Raw genomic sequence first — 17078 nt, 5'->3', positions numbered from 1 at the left:
GGGCACGGCTTCCTGACCTTCCCCCGATGATCAGTCGGGAACTATCACCCCGGATGGCGTGGTAGTCGAGATACAAGGGTGGGCTTCAGCCCACCAACGAGAGATGCGGTAGTTCAAGACCTTGGTGGGCCGAAGCCCGCCCGGACAGGTACGTACGGGGGATGGAGGGGCGTAGGGTGGAAAACCGCGAAGCGTTTTCCACGCGGACACGGGACGATGTGCCCTACGAACGGCCGGGCAGGCCGCGATACCGGCCAAACCAACGCGTGGATGAGGCTGCGCCGTCATCCACCCTACTCATCGACGACGCAGGCGCGGCAGCCAGGCGTCCTGCAGCAGCCAGCGCCAGGCCTCGCCGCGCCCGTGTCCGCGCGGCACCGGCCGGCCGGGCTGCGGATCGTCCCAGAACGGCCGCTGGCTCTCGGCCAGCACGTCGGCGCGGCTGAGCCCCAGGTCCTTCATCGCCGCGGCATCGAGCCGCGCCAGCTGCCGGCGCTGGGCGGCCAGTTCGTTCCAGCGCCGCAGCCGGAGCATCAGCCGCACCCACCCATTCTGCGAAGCCGTGCGCCCGTTCGCGCTCACGACAGTCTGCTGCCTTTTCATCGTTCGCCCTCCTGTATCGGATGGCGCCAGTGTCGAACCCGGCGTACGATCATTCCAACGAATGTTTCTGATGCAGCCCATCTCGGAGATTGATGAATGGCCAGCTACCCCGCGATCGATACCGAACTGCTGCGCAGTTTCGTGGCCATCGCCGACCACGGCGGCTTCACCCGCGCGGCCGAGGCGGTCAATCGCACCCAGTCGGCAATCAGCATGCAGATGAAACGGCTCGAGGAAGATGTGCTGCAGCGACCGCTGTTCGAACGCAGCGGCCGACAGGTGCGGCTGACCGCCGAGGGCCAGGTGCTGCTCGGCTACGCGCGGCGCATCCTCAAGCTGCACGGCGAGGTGATGACCACCCTGCGCCAGCCGCACATGGTCGGCTCGGTGCGCATCGGCACCCCGGACGACTACGTGATGCGCTTCCTGCCCGGCATCCTCGCGCGCTTCGCCCAGAGCTATCCGCTGGTGCAGGTGGAGGTGCACTGCGAGCCCTCGACCCAGTTGTTGCAGCGCCGAGACCTGGACCTGACCATCGTCACCCGCGAACCGGGCACCGAGATCGGCCAGTTGCTGCGCCAGGAGCGCTTCGTCTGGGCCGAGGCAGCGGGCTTCGACGTGCATGAGCAGCGCCCGATTCCGCTGGCGATGTTCAACGCCGACTGCTTCTGCCGCGCCTGGGCCTGCAACGCGCTGGACGCCCTCGAAGTGCCCTACCGCATCGCCTACACCAGCCCCAGCCTGTCGGCGATCATGGCCGTGGTCGGCGCCGGGCTGGCGGTCACCGCCCAGCTGCAGAGCCTGATCTCGCCGGAGCTGCGCACCCTCGGCAGCGCCGAGGGCCTGCCCGACCTGCCGCTGAGCAGCATCGTGCTGGTGCGCAATCAGCACAACCGCAGCGAAGTCAGCGAGATGCTGGCCGAACACATCGTCGAGGGGTTCAGATTGTAGGAGCTGCGGGCCGTAGGGTCGGGCGTAGGGTGGGCTTCAGCCCACCAATCCACCGCGCGGCTGGTGGGCTGAAGCCCACCCTCCATCCAGACATGCACCGAATCGTCGCCCCGGCGAAGGCCGAGGCCCAGACAAGCGCGCACGGCTGTGCCATACGAACGACCCGGCATCGGCCCAAACCCACGCGTGGTGGGAAGCTGCGCCGTCATCCACCCCTGCGCCTCCGCCGCCGGGTGGGCGTAGGGTGGGCTTCAGCCCACCGAGGCTCGGTTGGTGGGTGGTGGGCTGAAGCCCACCCTACCTTCGTCAAGGCATACACCAGCCCCGTCGCGGAGACGAGCGTCGTAGAGTGGAAAACCGCAAAGCGTTTTCCACGCGCGCGGTTGTGCCATACGAACGCCCCGGCACCGGCCCAAACCCACGCGTGGATGAGGCGGCGCCGCCACCCCCTGTGCCGGGCTCACAGTTCCTTTTCCATCGATCCGCACAGCTCCGCCGCGCGCAGCAGCGCGGCGGTGAGGCTGTGGCGTTCCCACTCCGGCAGGGCGGCGAAGCGGGCGCTGAATTCCGGGGGCAGCAGCGGCGGCGCCTCGCGCAGCAGCGCGCGGCCGGCCTCGCTGATCAGCAGCCAGTGGCGGCGCCGGTCCTGTTCGTCGCGCTGCCGTTGCAACAGGCCGCGCTCCTCCAGCCGCTCGAGCACGCCCGAGAGCGTCGCCGCGGTGAGGCTGACGCGCCGGCTGAGGACGCTGGCGGTGGTGCGCCCCTCCGCTACCAGCACCTGCAGGATCATCAGTTGCACCGGCGTGAGCCCACCAAAGCGGGCGACCCGCTTGGCATGCACTTCGCCGTCCTGCTGCAGGCGTCGCATGGCCTGGAACAGCGGCAGTTCGAACGCCTGTGTGCGTGACAGATTCGTTTCATTCAAAAGCTTTTTCTTTTCCATTCAACCAATACTTCCGGTCAGGAAACTTTGACATCAAACCATTATTTTGTTTTGGTATCAAACCTTGACGGCGCCCGGGCAGCGCGCGACGGGCTTCGCCGAGTACCCGCGAACAGCGCGGCGAAAACCCGGCGATACGCTGGTCCAAAAGGCCGAACCAAGGCCCTCGGGCGTCAGTCCACATCCCCAACGGCAACCCGGTAAGGACGATATGTGTGGCATAGCTGGAGAACTTCGTTTCGATAACCGCCCGGCCGACATGGCGGCGGTCGAACGCATCACCCAACACCTGACCGCCCGCGGCCCGGACGCGAGCGGCTTTCACAGCCAGGGCCCGTTGGCCCTTGGCCATCGCCGACTGAAGATCATGGACCTGTGCGAGGCCTCGGGCCAGCCGATGGTCGATCCCGCCCTCGGGCTGGCGATGGTCTTCAACGGCGCCATCTACAACTACCCCGAGCTGCGCGCCGAGCTCGAAGGCCTCGGCTACCGCTTCTTCTCCGAAGGCGACACCGAGGTGCTGCTCAAGGCCTATCACGCCTGGGGCGAGTCGATGCTGCCGCGCCTGAACGGCATGTTCGTCTTCGCCATCTGGGAACGCGATAGCCAGCGCCTGTTCGTCGCCCGTGACCGCCTCGGCATCAAGCCGCTGTACTTCTCGCGCACCAGCGAGCGCCTGCGCTTCGCCTCGACCCTGCCGGCGCTGCTGCAGGGCGGCGACATCCCCGGGCAACTGAACCCGGCGGCGCTGAACTTCTACATGAGCTTCCACGCGGTGGTGCCGGCGCCGGACACCCTGATCGCCGGCATCGAGAAGCTGCCGCCGGCCAGCTGGATGCGCGTCGACGCCGCCGGCCGGGTCACCCAGGAGCGCTGGTGGAAGCTGGATTTCGGACCCAACGAGGACGAGCGCGGCTTCGGCCTTGAGGACTGGAAGGCGCGCGTGCTCGACACCCTGCGCGACGCCGTGGCGATTCGCCAGCGCGCGGCGGTGGACGTCGGCGTGCTGCTGTCCGGCGGCGTCGATTCCAGCCTGCTGGTCGGACTGCTGCGCGAGGCCGGGGTCGGCGACAACCTGCTGACCTTCTCCATCGGCTTCGAGGATGCCGGCGGCGAGCGCGGCGACGAATTCAAGTACTCGGACCTCATTGCCAGGCACTTCAATACCCGCCACCACCAGCTGCGCATCCAGGAGCACGAGATCCTCGAGCACCTGCCGGCGGCCTTCCGCGCCATGAGCGAGCCGATGGTCAGCCACGACTGCATCGCCTTCTACCTGCTGTCGCGGGAAGTCTCGAAGCACTGCAAGGTGGTGCAGAGCGGCCAGGGCGCCGACGAGCTGTTCGCCGGCTACCACTGGTACCCGCAGGTGGACGGCGCGCAGGATCCGGTGGCGGCCTACCTCGCCGCCTTCCGCGACCGCAGCTTCGAGGAATACCGCGAGCTGATGCAGGAGAAATGGGTCGGCGGCGACTTCTCCGGCGACTTCGTTCGCCAGCACTTCGCCGAGCCCGGCGCCGAAGCCGCGGTGGACAAGGCCCTGCGCATCGACAGCACGGTGATGCTGGTCGACGACCCGGTCAAGCGGGTGGACAACATGACCATGGCCTGGGGCCTGGAAGCGCGGGTACCGTTCCTCGACTACCGCGTGGCCGAGCTGTCGGCACGCATTCCGGCGCAGTACAAGCTGCCCGACGGCGGCAAGCACGTGCTCAAGGAGGCCGCGCGCCAGGTCATTCCGGCGGAGGTCATCGACCGGCCGAAGGGCTATTTCCCGGTGCCGGGGCTCAAGCACCTGCAGGGCGCGACCCTCGACTGGGTGCGCGAACTGCTGCTCGATCCGAGTCAGGAGCGCGGGCTCTACGAGGCGAAGGCGCTGGACAAGCTGCTGTCCGATCCGGATGGCCAGCTGACACCGCTGCGCGGCTCCAAACTCTGGCAGCTGGCGGCAGTCAATCTGTGGTTGAGCGAACAGGGACTCTAGGGACATGCAGAAGTCTCAAGCCTACGGCCAGCGCCTGCTGCGCGGCCAGACACCGACCTACCAGCGCCTCCAGCAGCGCCTGGCCGAAGACGGCCGCGAGGAGCCCTCGGGCCCGGTCAGCCTCGACTGCGGCTGGGGCCGCGTGCTCATCGGCCACACCTACCCCGATCCGGCCACGCTGGCCGCCGACCTGCTCAACGAGAAGCCCGGCGACCGCGACCTGGCGCTCTACGTCGCGGCGCCGCAGCAGGTGCTGGCGCAGGCGCCGCAGCAGCTGTTCCTCGATCCGTCCGACACCCTGCGCCTGTGGTTCACCGACTACCGGCCGGCGCCGCGCAGCTTCCGCGGCTTCGGCATGCGCCGCGCGCAGGGCGAGGAGGACTGGGAGGCGATCAACTGCCTGTACCAGAGCCGGCACATGCTGCCGGTCGACCCGCAGCGCTGCACGCCGCACGAACAGGGCGGCCCGGTGTACTGGCTGGCCGAGGACGAGGACACCGGCCAGGTGCTCGGCAGCGTGATGGGCATCAATCACTGCCGCGCCTTCAACGACCCTGAGAACGGCTCCAGCCTCTGGTGCCTGGCGGTGTCGCCGAGCTGCCCGCGCCCGGGCGTCGGCGAAGCGCTGGTGCGGCATCTGGTCGAGCACTACATGGGCCGCGGCCTGGCCTACCTCGACCTGTCGGTGATGCACGACAACCTGCAGGCCAAGGCGCTCTACGCCAAGCTCGGCTTCCGCGACCTGCCGACCTTCACCGTCAAGCGCAAGAACACCTACAACCAGCCGCTGTTCATCGGCCCGGCGCCGGAGGACGACCTCAATCCCTACGCGCGGATCATCGTCGACGAGGCGCGCCGGCGCGGCATCGAGGTCACGGTCGACGACGCCGAGGCCGGGCTCTTCACCCTCACCCACGGCGGCCGCCGGGTGCGCTGCCGCGAGTCGCTGTCGGACCTGACCACGGCGGTCAGCATGACGCTCTGCCAGGACAAGCGCCTGACCCACCGCACCCTGTCGCGCGCCGGGCTGAAGCTGCCGGCACAGCAGTTGGCCGGCACCGCGGCGGACAACGAGGCCTTCCTCGCCCGCCACGGGCGGGTGGTGGTCAAGCCGGTGGACGGCGAGCAGGGCCAGGGCGTAGCGGTGGACATCCGCAGCGTCGAGGAACTGGAAGAGGCCATCGCCCGCGCGCGCGAATTCGACAGCCGGGTATTGCTGGAAAGCTTCCACGAGGGGCTGGACCTGCGCGTGGTGGTGATCGGCTTTCAGGTGGTCGCCGCCGCCATCCGCCGCCCCGCCGAGGTGATCGGCAACGGCCGGCACAGCATCGGCGCGCTGATCGAGGCGCAGAGCCGCCGGCGCCAGGCCGCCACCGGCGGCGAGAGCCGCATCCCGCTGGACGAGGAAACGCACCGTTGCCTGCGCGAAGCGGGTGTCGATTTCGACACCGTGCTGCCCGAGGGCCAGCGCCTGGCAGTGCGCCGCACGGCCAACCTGCACACCGGCGGCACGCTCGAGGACGTCACCGACCGGCTGCACCCGGAATTGCTCGAGGCTTCGGTGAAGGCGGCGCGGGCGCTGGACATCCCGGTGGTCGGCCTCGACTTGCTGGTGCCGGCCGCCGACCGGCCCGAGTACGTGTTCATCGAGGCGAACGAGCGGGTCGGGCTGGCCAACCACGAACCGCAGCCGACCGCCGAACGCTTCGTCGACCTGCTCTTCCCGCTCAGCCACAACCACTGATCCGGCACGGGCGGGCACGGCCTGCTCGCCCGTGAACTCCGCCGGCTCATCCATGTTCCCAACCGGGGTGACAGCCCGTTTTCGTCATCTGGAGTGCGCATGACCCCCAAGTTGCCCGTCCCCGACCTCAACTACCTGCAGCGCGTGCTGCTGGAAATGCTCGCCATTCCCAGCCCCACGGGCTTCACCGACACCATCGTCCGCTACGTCGCCGAACGGCTCGCGGAGCTCGGCATTCCCTTCGAGCTGACCCGCCGCGGCACCATCCGCGCGACCCTCAAGGGCCGCCGCTACAGCCCCGACCGAGCGATCTCGGCGCACGTCGACACCATCGGCGCCATCGTCCGCGAGATCTACCCCAACGGCCGCCTGGGCCTGGCACCGGTGGGCTGCTGGTCGAGCCGCTTCGCCGAGGGCAGCCGCGTCAGCGTGTTCACCGACAGCGGCATCATCCGCGGCAGCGTGCTGCCGCTGCTGGCCTCCGGGCACGCCTTCAACACCGCGGTGGACGAGGCGCCGGTGAGCTGGGACCACGTCGAGCTGCGCCTGGACGCCTACACCTACAGCCGCAACGAAACCTGCGCACTGGGGGTGAACGTCGGCGATTTCGTCGCCTTCGACCCGATGCCGGAGTTCACCGAGACCGGCTACATCAGCGCCCGCCACCTGGACGACAAGGCCGGCGTCGCCGCCCTGCTGACCGCGCTCAAGGCGGTGGTCGAGAGCGGCCGCGAGCCTCCGATCGACTGCCACCCGCTGTTCACCATCACCGAGGAGACCGGCTCCGGCGCCGCCGCCGCGCTGCCCTGGGACGTCAGCGAGTTCGTCGGCATCGACATCGCGCCCTCGGCCAAGGGCCAGGAATCCACCGAGCACTCGGTCACCATCGCCATGCAGGATTCCGGCGGCCCGTACGACTACCACCTGTCGCGGCACCTGCTCAAGCTCGCCGGCGAGCACGAGGTGCCGGTGCGCCGAGACCTGTTCCGCTACTACCACAGCGACGCGCAGTCGGCGGTCACCGCCGGGCACGACATCCGCACCGCGCTGCTGGCCTTCGGCTGCGACGCTACCCACGGCTACGAACGCACCCACATCGACAGCCTCGCCGCCATGACCCGGCTGATCAGCGCCTACATGCTCAGCCCGCCGGTATTCGCCAGCGACGCGCAGGCCGGCAAGAGCTCGCTGGAGCGCTTCAGCCACCAGCTCGAGCACGATGCGCAGATGGAGAACGACACGCGCGTGCCGGCGGTCGACAGCCTGGTGGGCCGTCACTCCGAGGAGACGCCCTGAATACCCTCGCCGCCGTCCGATGTGACGCTTGCCCGGGCGGGCGCGACGCGGCAGGCTAGCGGCCTGGCACCCCGGGCCGGCTTCCGACCGGCTCTGATGTGACCGTCGTACGGATTTGGCTGGGGTCTGGGCGGTACGCTGGCCGTGCGTTTTCAAGGATCGATGATGCCGCGTCTGTTTCTGGCTGTTCTGCTGCTGTGCCTGGCGGTGTCCATCCGGGCCGCCCCCGTCCCGATCACCAGCGGCGACCTGCGCCTGGCGCTCGGCCCCTGGACCGGTTTCCTGGAGGACCCGGAGGGCCGGCTGCAGGTCGGGCAGGTGCTGGACCTGCCACCGGAGGATTTCAGGCCGGTGGCCGGCGAGCACGCCAACAAGGGCAAGAACAGCTCGACCTGGTGGTTCCGCGTGCAGTTGGACAACCGCCAGCAAGCCTCGGTCGGAGGCTTCTTCGAGGTCGACTACCCGCTGCTCGACTACGTCGAACTCTTCCTGATCACCCCCGACGGCGAACTGCACCACCAGCGCACCGGCGATGCCTTTCCCTATCGCGATCGGCCGGTGCGGGTCAGTACCTTCTGGTTTCCGGTGGAACTGCCGCCGGGCACCTCGACCCTGCTGCTGCGGGTCAAGTCCACCAGCACCCTGTACGTGCCGCTGTACTTCGCCTCCTTCTCCGGCAGCGCCTCGGCCCACGAGTGGCTGAGCAGCTTCAACGGCGCCTTCTACGGCGTCGTGTTTGCGATGTTCTGCTACAACCTGTTCCTGTTCGTGTCGCTGCGCGAGCCGGCCTACTTCTGGTACCTGGTCTACAACCTCAACATCTCGCTGTTCGCCGCCGCCTTCGACGGCATGCTGACGCGCCTGCTGCCCGAACTGGCGACCATGCAGAACACCGGCATCTACCTGCTGATGCTGCTGCACTGCCTGACGGCCATCCAGTTCAGCCGCCACTTCCTGCACACCCGCACCTACGCGCCGCGTCTGGACGCCATGCTGCGCATCGCCCTGCTGCTGAGCTTGGTGATCCTGCTCGCGGGCCTGGCGGTGAAGCTGCAGACCTGGAGCGTCCTCGCCAGCGTCGCGGTGCTCGGCTCCTCGGTCGGCCTGCTGTTCACCGGCGCCTACGTCTGGCGCAAGGGCGTGCGCTACGGCTCGTACTACATCCTCGCCTGGGGGGCGCTGCTGGCCTCCTTCATCATCGTCACCGCCGGCTCGCTCGGCTTCGAACTGTTCGGCCTGTATGGCGCCGCGGTGGTCAAGGCGAGCGTCACCATCGAGCTGATCACCCTCTCCATCGGCCTGGCCGACCGCATCAACCTGCTCAAGGAAGAAGGCTTCCGCTCGCGCCGGGCAGCCGAGCAGGCCCACGTGGAAAGCGAGGCGAAGAGCCGCTTCCTGGCGAAGATGAGCCACGAGATCCGCACCCCGCTGAACGGCGTGCTGGGCATGCTCGCGCTGCTGCGCGAAACGCCGCTGGACCGCAGCCAGCGCTTCTACGTCGACACCATCGCCAGCTCCGGCAATTCGCTGATGTCGGTAATCAACGACATCCTCGACTACGCCCGCATCGAGTCCGGCAAGCTGCAGCTGGAGGACATCGCGTTCGATCTCGAGGTACTGGTGTCCGACACCCTCAGCCTGTTCACCGCCCAGGCCTTGGACAAGCGCCTGGACCTGCATGTCAGCCTCGAGCCGGGCGTGCCACGCCGTATCCAGGGTGATCCGACGCGCCTCAAGCAGGTGCTGATGAACCTGCTGAGCAACGGCGTCAAGTTCACCGAACACGGCTACGTCGCTCTCGACGTCAGGCGCCTGGGCGCCGACACGACGGACGCCAGGCTGCAGTTCGGCATCAGCGACAGCGGCATCGGCATTCGCCCGGAAGGGCTGGCGGGGCTGTTCGAGTCCTTCGCCCAGGGCGACTCGAGCACCACCCGCCGCTACGGCGGCAGCGGCTTGGGCCTGGCCATCAGCAAGGAGCTGGTGGAGATGATGGGCGGCCACATCGAGGTGCGAAGCCGCTACGGGCACGGCACGCGCTTCCAGTTCGAGCTGCCGCTGCGCGCCGCGGCCGACGACGAGGACCCGCTGCCCGGCCTGGTGGCCGGCCGACCGGCGCTGCTGGCCTCGCTCGACGGCCGCGCCCTGGACGGTGTCGAGCGCCTGCTCGGGCGCTGGGGCATGCGCACCGAGCGCTGCCTGCATCCCGCCCGGCTGGCCGATTACCTGGCCGACTACCAGGCGCCGCCGCTGCTGGTGCTGATCGCGCCCTGGCCGGGCGAGCCCGGCGCCTGGCTCGGCCCGCTGCACCCGCACCTGCAGCCGGGCCAGCGCGTGCTGCTGATCTGCCCACCGACGCAGAACCCGCCGTCCGAAGCGCAGGACCTGCGCCTGGTCGGCCTGCCCCAGCCGCTGGCCATCGTGTCGCTGCGCGAGGCCCTGACCCGGCTCTATGCGCCGCGCCCCACACCCACCGCCGCGGCGCCGGGCGAGCGGCCATTGCCCGGCGACCGGCGACGCTGCATCCTGGTGGCCGAGGACAACCCGGTGAACCAACTGGTGGTCAAGGGGCTGCTCGGCAAGCGCGGCTACCGGGTGCGCCTGGCCGCCAACGGCCGCGAGGCGCTGGACCAATACCGGCGTGCGCCGCTGGACGTCGATCTGATCCTCATGGACTGCGAGATGCCCGAGCTCGACGGCTTCGCCGCAAGCCGGCGGATTCGCCAGCTGGAAGCCGCCGAGGCGCTGGCGCCGGTGCCGATCGTCGCACTGACCGCGCACACCCTCGACGAACACCGCCAGCGCGGCACCGAGGCCGGCATGGACGCGTTTCTCGGCAAACCGGTGGACGGCAGCCAGCTCTACGGCTGCCTGGACCGCTTCCTGGGCGAACCCGACACGCCGGTCGCCCCCTCGCCAAGCAACGAGACGCCATGATCATCCCGCACGACCAGCTCGAACCCGACACCCTCACCCGCCTGATCGAGGACTTCGTCACCCGCGACGGCACCGACAACGGCGACGAAACGCCCCTGGCGACGCGCGTCGAGCGGGTGCGCCGGGCGCTCGAGAAAGAGCAGGCGGTGATCGTCTTCGACCCGGACAGCGGCCAGTGCCAGCTGGCGCTCAGGCGCGACGTGCCGAGGGGATGGCTGGAGCCGTGACGGCACGCGCTCAGCCGAGCACGCCACCCTCGCGCTCCCAGGCACAGCGCATCTTCAGGGGGTGGGTGCCGGGTGCGTGGGTGCCCGCGGCGGTTTCCCAGCGGAAGGTGTGGCTGCCATTCAGTTCGGTCTCCAGGTGCACCACCGCCTGGGTCCAGTAGAGCTTGCGCAGCAGCGCCTCGAAGCGCCGTATCCACAGCGTCCACTCGTATTCCACGGCGCGGTAGCTGGCGCCGAAATGGATTACCTGGGTCTGGTACAGCCCGGCGTCGTCGCGCTGCTCGAAGGAGAACATCTCCCGCCCGATGAAGGGCCAGTCGCCGCCGCGCGGCAGCGCCTCGAGAACCTGCCGGTTGCTTTCCCGGCGCTCGCGCAGTTCCAGCGGATCGGCCGAAGGCCAGTCGCGGATGCAGCCATAAACGATGGATTCGGACTCCAAGCCGTCACTCCAGATAGGTGCGAAGCCCTCCGGGGCCAGCCGCCCCGGAGCATCGAGGGCAGCCTTCTAGCACAGTGGCGGCGCCGCGGCCACCGCCGCCTCCGCCAGAGGTGACCGCCGGCACAGGCACGCGGCGCTCAGCGCTGCGGGTCCCGGTGCGGCGCCAGACGGGAGGCCAGCAGCACCATGACCACGCCGCCCAGGGTCAGGACGGTGAACGGCCAGCGGTAGTCGCCGCCCAGGTCACGACCGAGGCCGGTCAGCACCGGCGACAGGCAGGCCAGGCAGTAGCCGGTGCAGAGCATCATCGCGGTCAGCCGGCTGACCGCCAGCGGGGTGCGCGCCTCGTACATCGGCAGGATCATCGACAGCGAGAAGGTGCCGTTCAGCGCGATGCCGAGCAGCATGCACACCACCACCGGCGCCCACTCCGGCCACCAGGTGATGCACGCCATGCAGACAGTGGCCACCGCGCCGCAACCGACCATCAGGTGATGCCGGTTGTCGAAGCGCTGCGCCAGCCAGGGCATCAGGAAGGCGCTCGGCAACCCCACCAGCATGAAGCCGCTGAAGAAGGCGTTGCTCTGCAGCAGGCTGAACCCGGCTTCGTGGTAGCGCGCCACCAGCCAGGTAGCCAGCCCGTAGAACAGCCCCGCCTGCAGGGCGAAGAAGAGGCTGATCAGCCAGGCCCGCGGCTCGCGCCAGGGCAGCCCGGCGCGCTGCTGGCCGGCCGCCTCGGGCTGGCTCGGCACCCTCGTCCAGACCGCCACCGCCAGTACCGCCGGGACCATCCAGAAGGCCAGCGCCCAGTGCCAACGGCCGCCCAGCCAATCGTTCAGCGGGGCCGTCAGCACCACCCCGGCGGTGCCGCCGATGGTCATGCTCAGCGAATACCAGGCGCCCATCGGCCCCATGCGCTGCGAGAAATGCCGCTTGATGAAACCGGAGAGCAGCGGCCCGGCCACGGCGACGCCGGCCCCGAGCAGGCCGGCGCTGCCGATCAGCACCCAGGCCTCGAGGCCGAACAGCCGCAGGCTCAGCGCCAGGCCGATCAAGGCCAGGCAGCAGGTGATCGCGCGCTCCAGCCCGAGGCGCACCGCCAGGCGCGGCGCCAGCGGCGCCAGCAGGCCCATCAACAGCACCGGCAGCGCGGTGGTCAGGCTGATCAGTCCGCGGCTGAGCTGGAGGTCGGTGGCGATGCGCTCGATCAACGGCGCGAAGGAGGTGATACCGGGCCGCAGGTTGACGGCGGCCAGCACGAGGGCTGGCACCAGGAGCCAGCGCGAGAGGGTTTTCACGGTTGGACCAGGGGTTGCGACGGAAGCCGGGCAGGCAACCCTACTCCCCGGCTCCCTCGCGGGCAAGACACAATCTGACTGTGCAGTCAGATCGTCTTCATCTTGCTGCGTTTCTTCTCGGTCAGCGCAGTCATCTCGTCGTAGATCGCCTGCGGGTTCTGCTGCTTGACCTTCCAGGCGGCGCGGCCCTCGTCGTGCGGCAGGATCATGAAGGTGCCCCGGGCGATCTCGTCGTGGATGTAGCCGGCGATGTCGGCGGCGGTGATCGGCGAGGCCTCCAGCAGCTTGCTGATCTGCGCCTTCATGTTCGGCGTCGGCCCGCGGTAGGAGTCCATCAGGTTGGTCTGGAAGAACGACGGGCAGACCACGTGCACCTCGATGCCCTCGGGCTTGAGCTCGACCAGCAGGCTCTCCGACAGCGCCACCACGCCGGCCTTGGCAACGTTGTAGTTGCTCATGCCCGGCGCCTGCATCAGGGCGGCCATGGAGGCGATGTTGACGATCCGGCCCCGGCTCTTCTTCAGCAGCGGCAGGAAGGCCTTGCAGCCCTTGACCACGCCCATCAGGTTGATTGCGATCTGCCAGTCCCAGTCCTCCAGCGACAGCTCCTCGAAGAAGCCGCCCGAGGCCACGCCGGCGTTGTTGACCACCACGTCGATACCGCCGAGCTTTTCCTCGCAAGCCTGGGCCAGGGCGGTCAGCTGGCTGTAGTCGCGCACATCGCAGCGCATCGTGAAGCCGTCGCCACCCAGTTCGCGGGCGCTTCTCAGGGTCTCGGCGAGGCCGGCCTCGTTGACGTCGGAGAGCGCCAGGCGCCAGCCCTCGCGAGCCCAGCGCAGGGCAATCTCGCGCCCGAGGCCGGAGCCCGCTCCGGTGATCATCATGCGGTTGTGCATTCGGTAAAGCCTTCTTGTCTGGGAGGGTCGGTCGTTGCGGCGAGTGTAGCCAAGGAGCCGAACGGCCCGAGGCTTCATCAGGCTGCTGAATGCCTGCGGCAAACCGCCCCCGCAGCCGGCCGGGCGCCGCTTCAGGGACGCCGGCTCCAGCGGCGGAACAGCCATAGATAGGCGGCGAGGTTGACCGCCAGCACGATCGCGCCGAGCCACAACTGGACCTGCGGCGTCAGTCCGGCGGGATAGATCAGCGGGATCAGGTAGTGCTCGACGAAGCCGCCCTCGTAGCCGCGCTGCCCGGCCGCCGTGCGCAGCCACTGCTCCAGCGGCGTCAGCGGGCACCACAGGTGCAGCAGCTCGACCAGCGCGCCCCAGGCCACCGCCGGCAGGTGCAGCCAGGCGAATCGCGGCCAGCGCCAGACCAGCGCGCCGCCGAACAGCACGAAGAGGATGAACAGCAGGTGCAGCAGCACGACGGCATCGGCCGCCAGGCGATGGAGCATGCGGCCCTCCGAGCGGGTCCGTGACAGGGCATGCGCCCCGGTCGATGTTACGCAAAGCGGTGACCGATGCCAGCCGCGGAGCGCCCAAGGCCGCCGGCTTGCGCCCTGGCGGGTGTCGGCGGGTAAACTCGGGCATGCCTGGGGCCGCCCGGGTGCCTGGTGGCACTCCGTCGCGTTTGACCGGTCCTATGCCTCGCGTGGACACACCTCCAACACAGGGATACCGCATGCCAAGGTTCCTGCCCGTCCTCGGGCTGCTCTGCCTGCTGTTCGCCGGCGCGACCGGCCATGCCCAGGAGCTCGCGGTCGACGACTACGAATTTCCGCTGGCCAATCCATTCGAAGCGACGGTCGCCGGCACCCCGGCCCACCTGCGCGCCCCGGTGCCGGCCTACGACGACATCGACCAGGCCGACTTCAGCCTGTCGCTCAACCCCGAACGTGCCTTCAAGCTGCCGGACAACTTCTGGGCGGTGAAGAAACTCGGCTACCGCCTGGCGCGGCAACCCGGGCCGGCGCCGCTGATCTTCATCATCGCCGGGACCGGCGCGCACTACTCGGCCGCTAACGTCGAGTGGCTCAAGCGCTTCTTCTACGGGGCCGGCTTCCACGTGGTGCAGCTGTCGTCGCCGACCAGCTATGACTTCATCGCCGCCGCCTCGCGCTTCGCCACCCCCGGCATCACGCCGGAGGATGCCAAGGACCTGTACCACGTGATGCAGGCGATCCGCGCGCAGCAGCGCGACCTGCCGGTGACCGACTACTACCTCACCGGCTACAGCCTCGGCGCCCTGGAGGCGGCCTTCGTCAGTCACCTCGACGAGACCCGCAAGAGCTTCGATTTCAAGCGGGTGCTGCTGATCAATCCGCCGGTCAACCTCTACACCTCGATCAGCAACCTCGACCTGCTGGTTCAGGCGAACATCCAGGGTCTGGAGGCCGAAGGCAGCTTCTACGAACTGGTCATGGAAAGGCTCACCCGCTACTTCCACGACCGCGGCTACATCAATCTGGACGACGCCCTGCTCTACGACTTCCAGCAATCGTCCCACGCCCTGACCGACGAGCAGCTGGCAATGCTGATCGGCGCCTCCTTCCGCTTCTCGGCGGCGGACATCACCTTCGTCTCCGACCTGATCAACCGCCGCGGCCTGGTGATCCCGCCGGACACGCGGATAAACGCCGGCACCAGCCTGGAGCCGTACTTCAAGCGCGCCCTGCTGTGCGACTTCGACTGCTACCTGACCGACCAGGTGATTCCCATGTGGCGCGCGCTGTACGACGGCGGCAGCCTCAACCAGCTGAACCAGCAGGTCAGCCTCTACGCGCTGGAGGACTACCTGCGCCAGAGCCCGAAGATCGCCGTGATGCACAACGCCGACGACCTCATCCTCGGCCCCGGCGACCTCGGCTTCCTGCGCCGCACCTTCGGCGAGCGCCTGCTGCTGTATCCGCTGGGCGGCCACTGCGGCAACCTCGGTTATCACGTCAATGCCAGACACATGTTGGAGTTCCTGCGTGGCTAGAGCCCTGCTATTCGCCGGACTGATCCTCGCCAGCGGCGCCGCCTGGGCCCAGCAGCCGGCCATTCCCGACGAGGACGGCTTCACCCACCCGCTGCGGAGCCTGGAATTCAACGCCGGGCTCGACCAGACCGTCTTCGAGAACGCCACCTTCCAGGCGCTGGAGGTCTACGACCCGTTCGAGCCGGTCAACCGGCGCATCTACCAGTTCAACTACCAGTTGGACCAGTGGGTGCTGCTGCCGGTGGTGCGCGGCTACCAGCGCGTCACCCCGCGGCTGGTGCGCAACGGCGTGAGCAACTTCTTCGACAACCTGGGCGACGTGCCGAACCTGGTGAACAGCGCGCTGCAGCTCAAGGGCGAGCGCGCCATGCGCACCACCGCCCGGCTGCTGTTCAACACCATCATCGGCGTCGGGGGCCTGTGGGATCCGGCCACGCGCATGGGCCTGCCGCGCCAGCCGGAGGACTTCGGCCAGACGCTGGGCTTCTACGGCGTGCCGGCCGGCCCCTATATCGTGCTGCCGGTGCTCGGCCCGTCGAACCTGCGCGACACCGGCGGCCGGGTGGTCGACACCGGCATCCACCAGCAGGTCGACTTCCTGAACTACGCCGACTTCAGCGGCGACCATCCCGAACTCCTGCTGCTGGAAGCGGTGAACACGCGCTACACCACACCCTTCCGCTACGGCCAGTTGAACTCGCCGTTCGAATATTCCAAGGTCCGCTATGTGTACATGAGGGCGCGGCAGCTGCAGATCGACGAATGATCGACAGGGTCGATAGAAAGATCATGGATATTGCGCGCATCGATCGATCCCCCTGCCCTAATCTGGCGCCCTCTCCTTGCGAGGTACCCGTCATGCGTCAGATCCTGTCCCTGAGTACCGGCCGCCCGACATCCGACGGAGCGGGCGTTCGGCTGACCCGCGTCTTCGGTGGCGCCGCCCCGGAGCGCTTCGACCCGTTCCTCATGCTCGACGAGTTCGGCTCGGAAAACCCGGACGAGTACATCGCCGGCTTCCCGCCGCACCCGCACCGCGGCTTCGAGACGGTCACCTACATGCTCGAAGGCCGCATGCGCCACGAAGACCACATGGGCAACGTCGGCCAGCTGGAAAGCGGCGGCGTGCAATGGATGACAGCCGCCCGCGGGGTGATCCACAGCGAGATGCCCCAGCAGGAGCAGGGCCTGATGCGCGGCTTCCAGCTGTGGCTGAACCTGCCGGCGCGCGACAAGCTGGGCGAGCCGGGCTACCGCGACTTCGCCCCCGAGGAAATCCCCACGCTGCGCAGCGCGACTGGCGTGCAGGCGAAGGTGATCGCCGGGCATCTGCGCAGCGAGGAACTCGACCAGCCCGGCGCGGTGCAGCGCCCGGGCACCGAGCCGCAGCTGTTCGACCTGGTGCTGCCGGCCGGTGGCCGCATCGCGCCGCAGCTGCCGGACGGGCACCGGGTGCTGCTGTACGTGTACGAGGGCCGCCTGGCAGTCGCCGGCAATCCGCAGCCGGTGGAAAGCCAGCAACTCGCACGGCTCTCCGAGAGCGGCGCGCTGGAATTGTCGAGCGAGGACGGCGCGCGGGTCCTGCTGCTGGCGGGCAAGCCGCTGGGCGAGCCGATCGTGCAGTACGGCCCCTTCGTGATGAACAGTCGCGAGGAGATCGAGCAGGCGCTGCGCGACTATCGGGACGGCACCCTGGCCTGAACCGCCATTGTTGGCAGGCCTGCGGCCTGCATC

The 17078-nt window shown here is 68.8% G+C and carries 14 protein-coding genes and 1 pseudogene; 9 read left to right on the top strand and 6 right to left on the bottom strand.

The features are described 5' to 3' along the window. Positions 1-393: 393 nt before the first annotated feature. Positions 394-603 (bottom strand): annotated as a pseudogene (locus H610_RS24840) (DUF1127 domain-containing protein); the annotation flags it as partial. 96 nt (positions 604-699) lie between these two features. Here H610_RS24840 and H610_RS0108090 point away from each other — a divergent pair. Next, positions 700-1554 carry a LysR substrate-binding domain-containing protein gene (locus tag H610_RS0108090; protein WP_028239199.1) on the top strand — a complete coding sequence of 285 codons (855 nt, stop codon included), beginning with the start codon at positions 700-702 and terminating at the stop codon, positions 1552-1554. 460 nt (positions 1555-2014) lie between these two features. Here the strand turns inward: H610_RS0108090 and H610_RS0108085 are convergent, their stop codons facing one another. Beyond that, the gene (locus H610_RS0108085; RefSeq protein ID WP_408054992.1) at positions 2015-2422 is read right to left on the bottom strand and encodes a MarR family winged helix-turn-helix transcriptional regulator; all 408 of its coding nucleotides are present in this window, start codon (positions 2420-2422) and stop codon (positions 2015-2017) included. 286 nt (positions 2423-2708) lie between these two features. Between H610_RS0108085 and H610_RS0108080 the strand changes: the two genes are divergently transcribed. From H610_RS0108080 to H610_RS0108060, 5 genes are all read left to right on the top strand, one after another. Beyond that, positions 2709-4481: an N-acetylglutaminylglutamine amidotransferase gene (locus tag H610_RS0108080; RefSeq protein WP_028239197.1), complete on the top strand. Its 1773-nt coding sequence runs from the start codon at positions 2709-2711 to the stop codon at positions 4479-4481. Between the two features lie 4 nt (positions 4482-4485). Beyond that, positions 4486-6225, top strand: a complete 1740-nt coding sequence (gene ngg / locus H610_RS0108075; protein ID WP_028239196.1) for an N-acetylglutaminylglutamine synthetase — start codon at positions 4486-4488, stop codon at positions 6223-6225. A 99-nt stretch (positions 6226-6324) separates the two neighbouring features. Next, complete coding sequence (locus tag H610_RS0108070) at positions 6325-7521, top strand: osmoprotectant NAGGN system M42 family peptidase (protein WP_028239195.1); 1197 nt, start codon at positions 6325-6327, stop codon at positions 7519-7521. A 162-nt stretch (positions 7522-7683) separates the two neighbouring features. Next, the gene (locus H610_RS0108065; RefSeq protein ID WP_028239194.1) at positions 7684-10458 is read left to right on the top strand and encodes a hybrid sensor histidine kinase/response regulator; all 2775 of its coding nucleotides are present in this window, start codon (positions 7684-7686) and stop codon (positions 10456-10458) included. Then, positions 10455-10685 carry a YheU family protein gene (locus H610_RS0108060; RefSeq protein WP_028239193.1) on the top strand — a complete coding sequence of 77 codons (231 nt, stop codon included), beginning with the start codon at positions 10455-10457 and terminating at the stop codon, positions 10683-10685. Before H610_RS0108065 ends, H610_RS0108060 begins: the two co-directional genes overlap by 4 nt. Before the next feature lie 10 nt (positions 10686-10695). On the opposite strand, the gene H610_RS0108055 is transcribed toward H610_RS0108060, so the two are convergent. The 4 genes from H610_RS0108055 to H610_RS0108040 all read right to left on the bottom strand — a co-directional run bounded on the left by H610_RS0108055 (position 10696) and on the right by H610_RS0108040 (position 13818). Beyond that, a complete protein-coding gene (locus H610_RS0108055) occupies positions 10696-11124 on the bottom strand; it encodes a hypothetical protein (protein ID WP_028239192.1) in 429 nt (142 codons plus the stop codon). A 137-nt stretch (positions 11125-11261) separates the two neighbouring features. Then, positions 11262-12422, bottom strand: a complete 1161-nt coding sequence (locus tag H610_RS0108050; protein WP_152529065.1) for an MFS transporter — start codon at positions 12420-12422, stop codon at positions 11262-11264. Between the two features lie 86 nt (positions 12423-12508). Beyond that, entirely contained in the window at positions 12509-13318 is an 810-nt protein-coding gene (locus tag H610_RS0108045) for an SDR family oxidoreductase (protein ID WP_028239190.1), read from the bottom strand. Between the two features lie 131 nt (positions 13319-13449). After that, complete coding sequence (locus tag H610_RS0108040) at positions 13450-13818, bottom strand: DUF2784 domain-containing protein (RefSeq protein ID WP_028239189.1); 369 nt, start codon at positions 13816-13818, stop codon at positions 13450-13452. 227 nt (positions 13819-14045) lie between these two features. On the opposite strand from H610_RS0108040, the gene H610_RS0108035 reads away from it, so the two are divergent. The 3 genes from H610_RS0108035 (at position 14046) to H610_RS0108025 (ending at position 17045) form a co-directional block, all read left to right on the top strand. After that, on the top strand, positions 14046-15344 hold the full coding sequence (locus tag H610_RS0108035) for a serine/threonine protein kinase (protein ID WP_028239188.1): 1299 nt from the start codon (positions 14046-14048) through the stop codon (positions 15342-15344). Then, complete coding sequence (locus H610_RS0108030; RefSeq protein WP_028239187.1) at positions 15337-16110, top strand: MlaA family lipoprotein; 774 nt, start codon at positions 15337-15339, stop codon at positions 16108-16110. Before H610_RS0108035 ends, H610_RS0108030 begins: the two co-directional genes overlap by 8 nt. Before the next feature lie 92 nt (positions 16111-16202). Next, the gene (locus tag H610_RS0108025; protein ID WP_043238032.1) at positions 16203-17045 is read left to right on the top strand and encodes a pirin family protein; all 843 of its coding nucleotides are present in this window, start codon (positions 16203-16205) and stop codon (positions 17043-17045) included. Positions 17046-17078 lie beyond the last annotated feature (33 nt).

This window comes from Stutzerimonas azotifigens DSM 17556 (assembly GCF_000425625.1).
GTDB classification, from domain to species: Bacteria; Pseudomonadota; Gammaproteobacteria; order Pseudomonadales; family Pseudomonadaceae; genus Stutzerimonas; species Stutzerimonas azotifigens.
The sequence above is the reverse complement of the archived record's forward strand: the minus strand, read 5'-3'. Positions and strand labels throughout refer to the sequence as shown.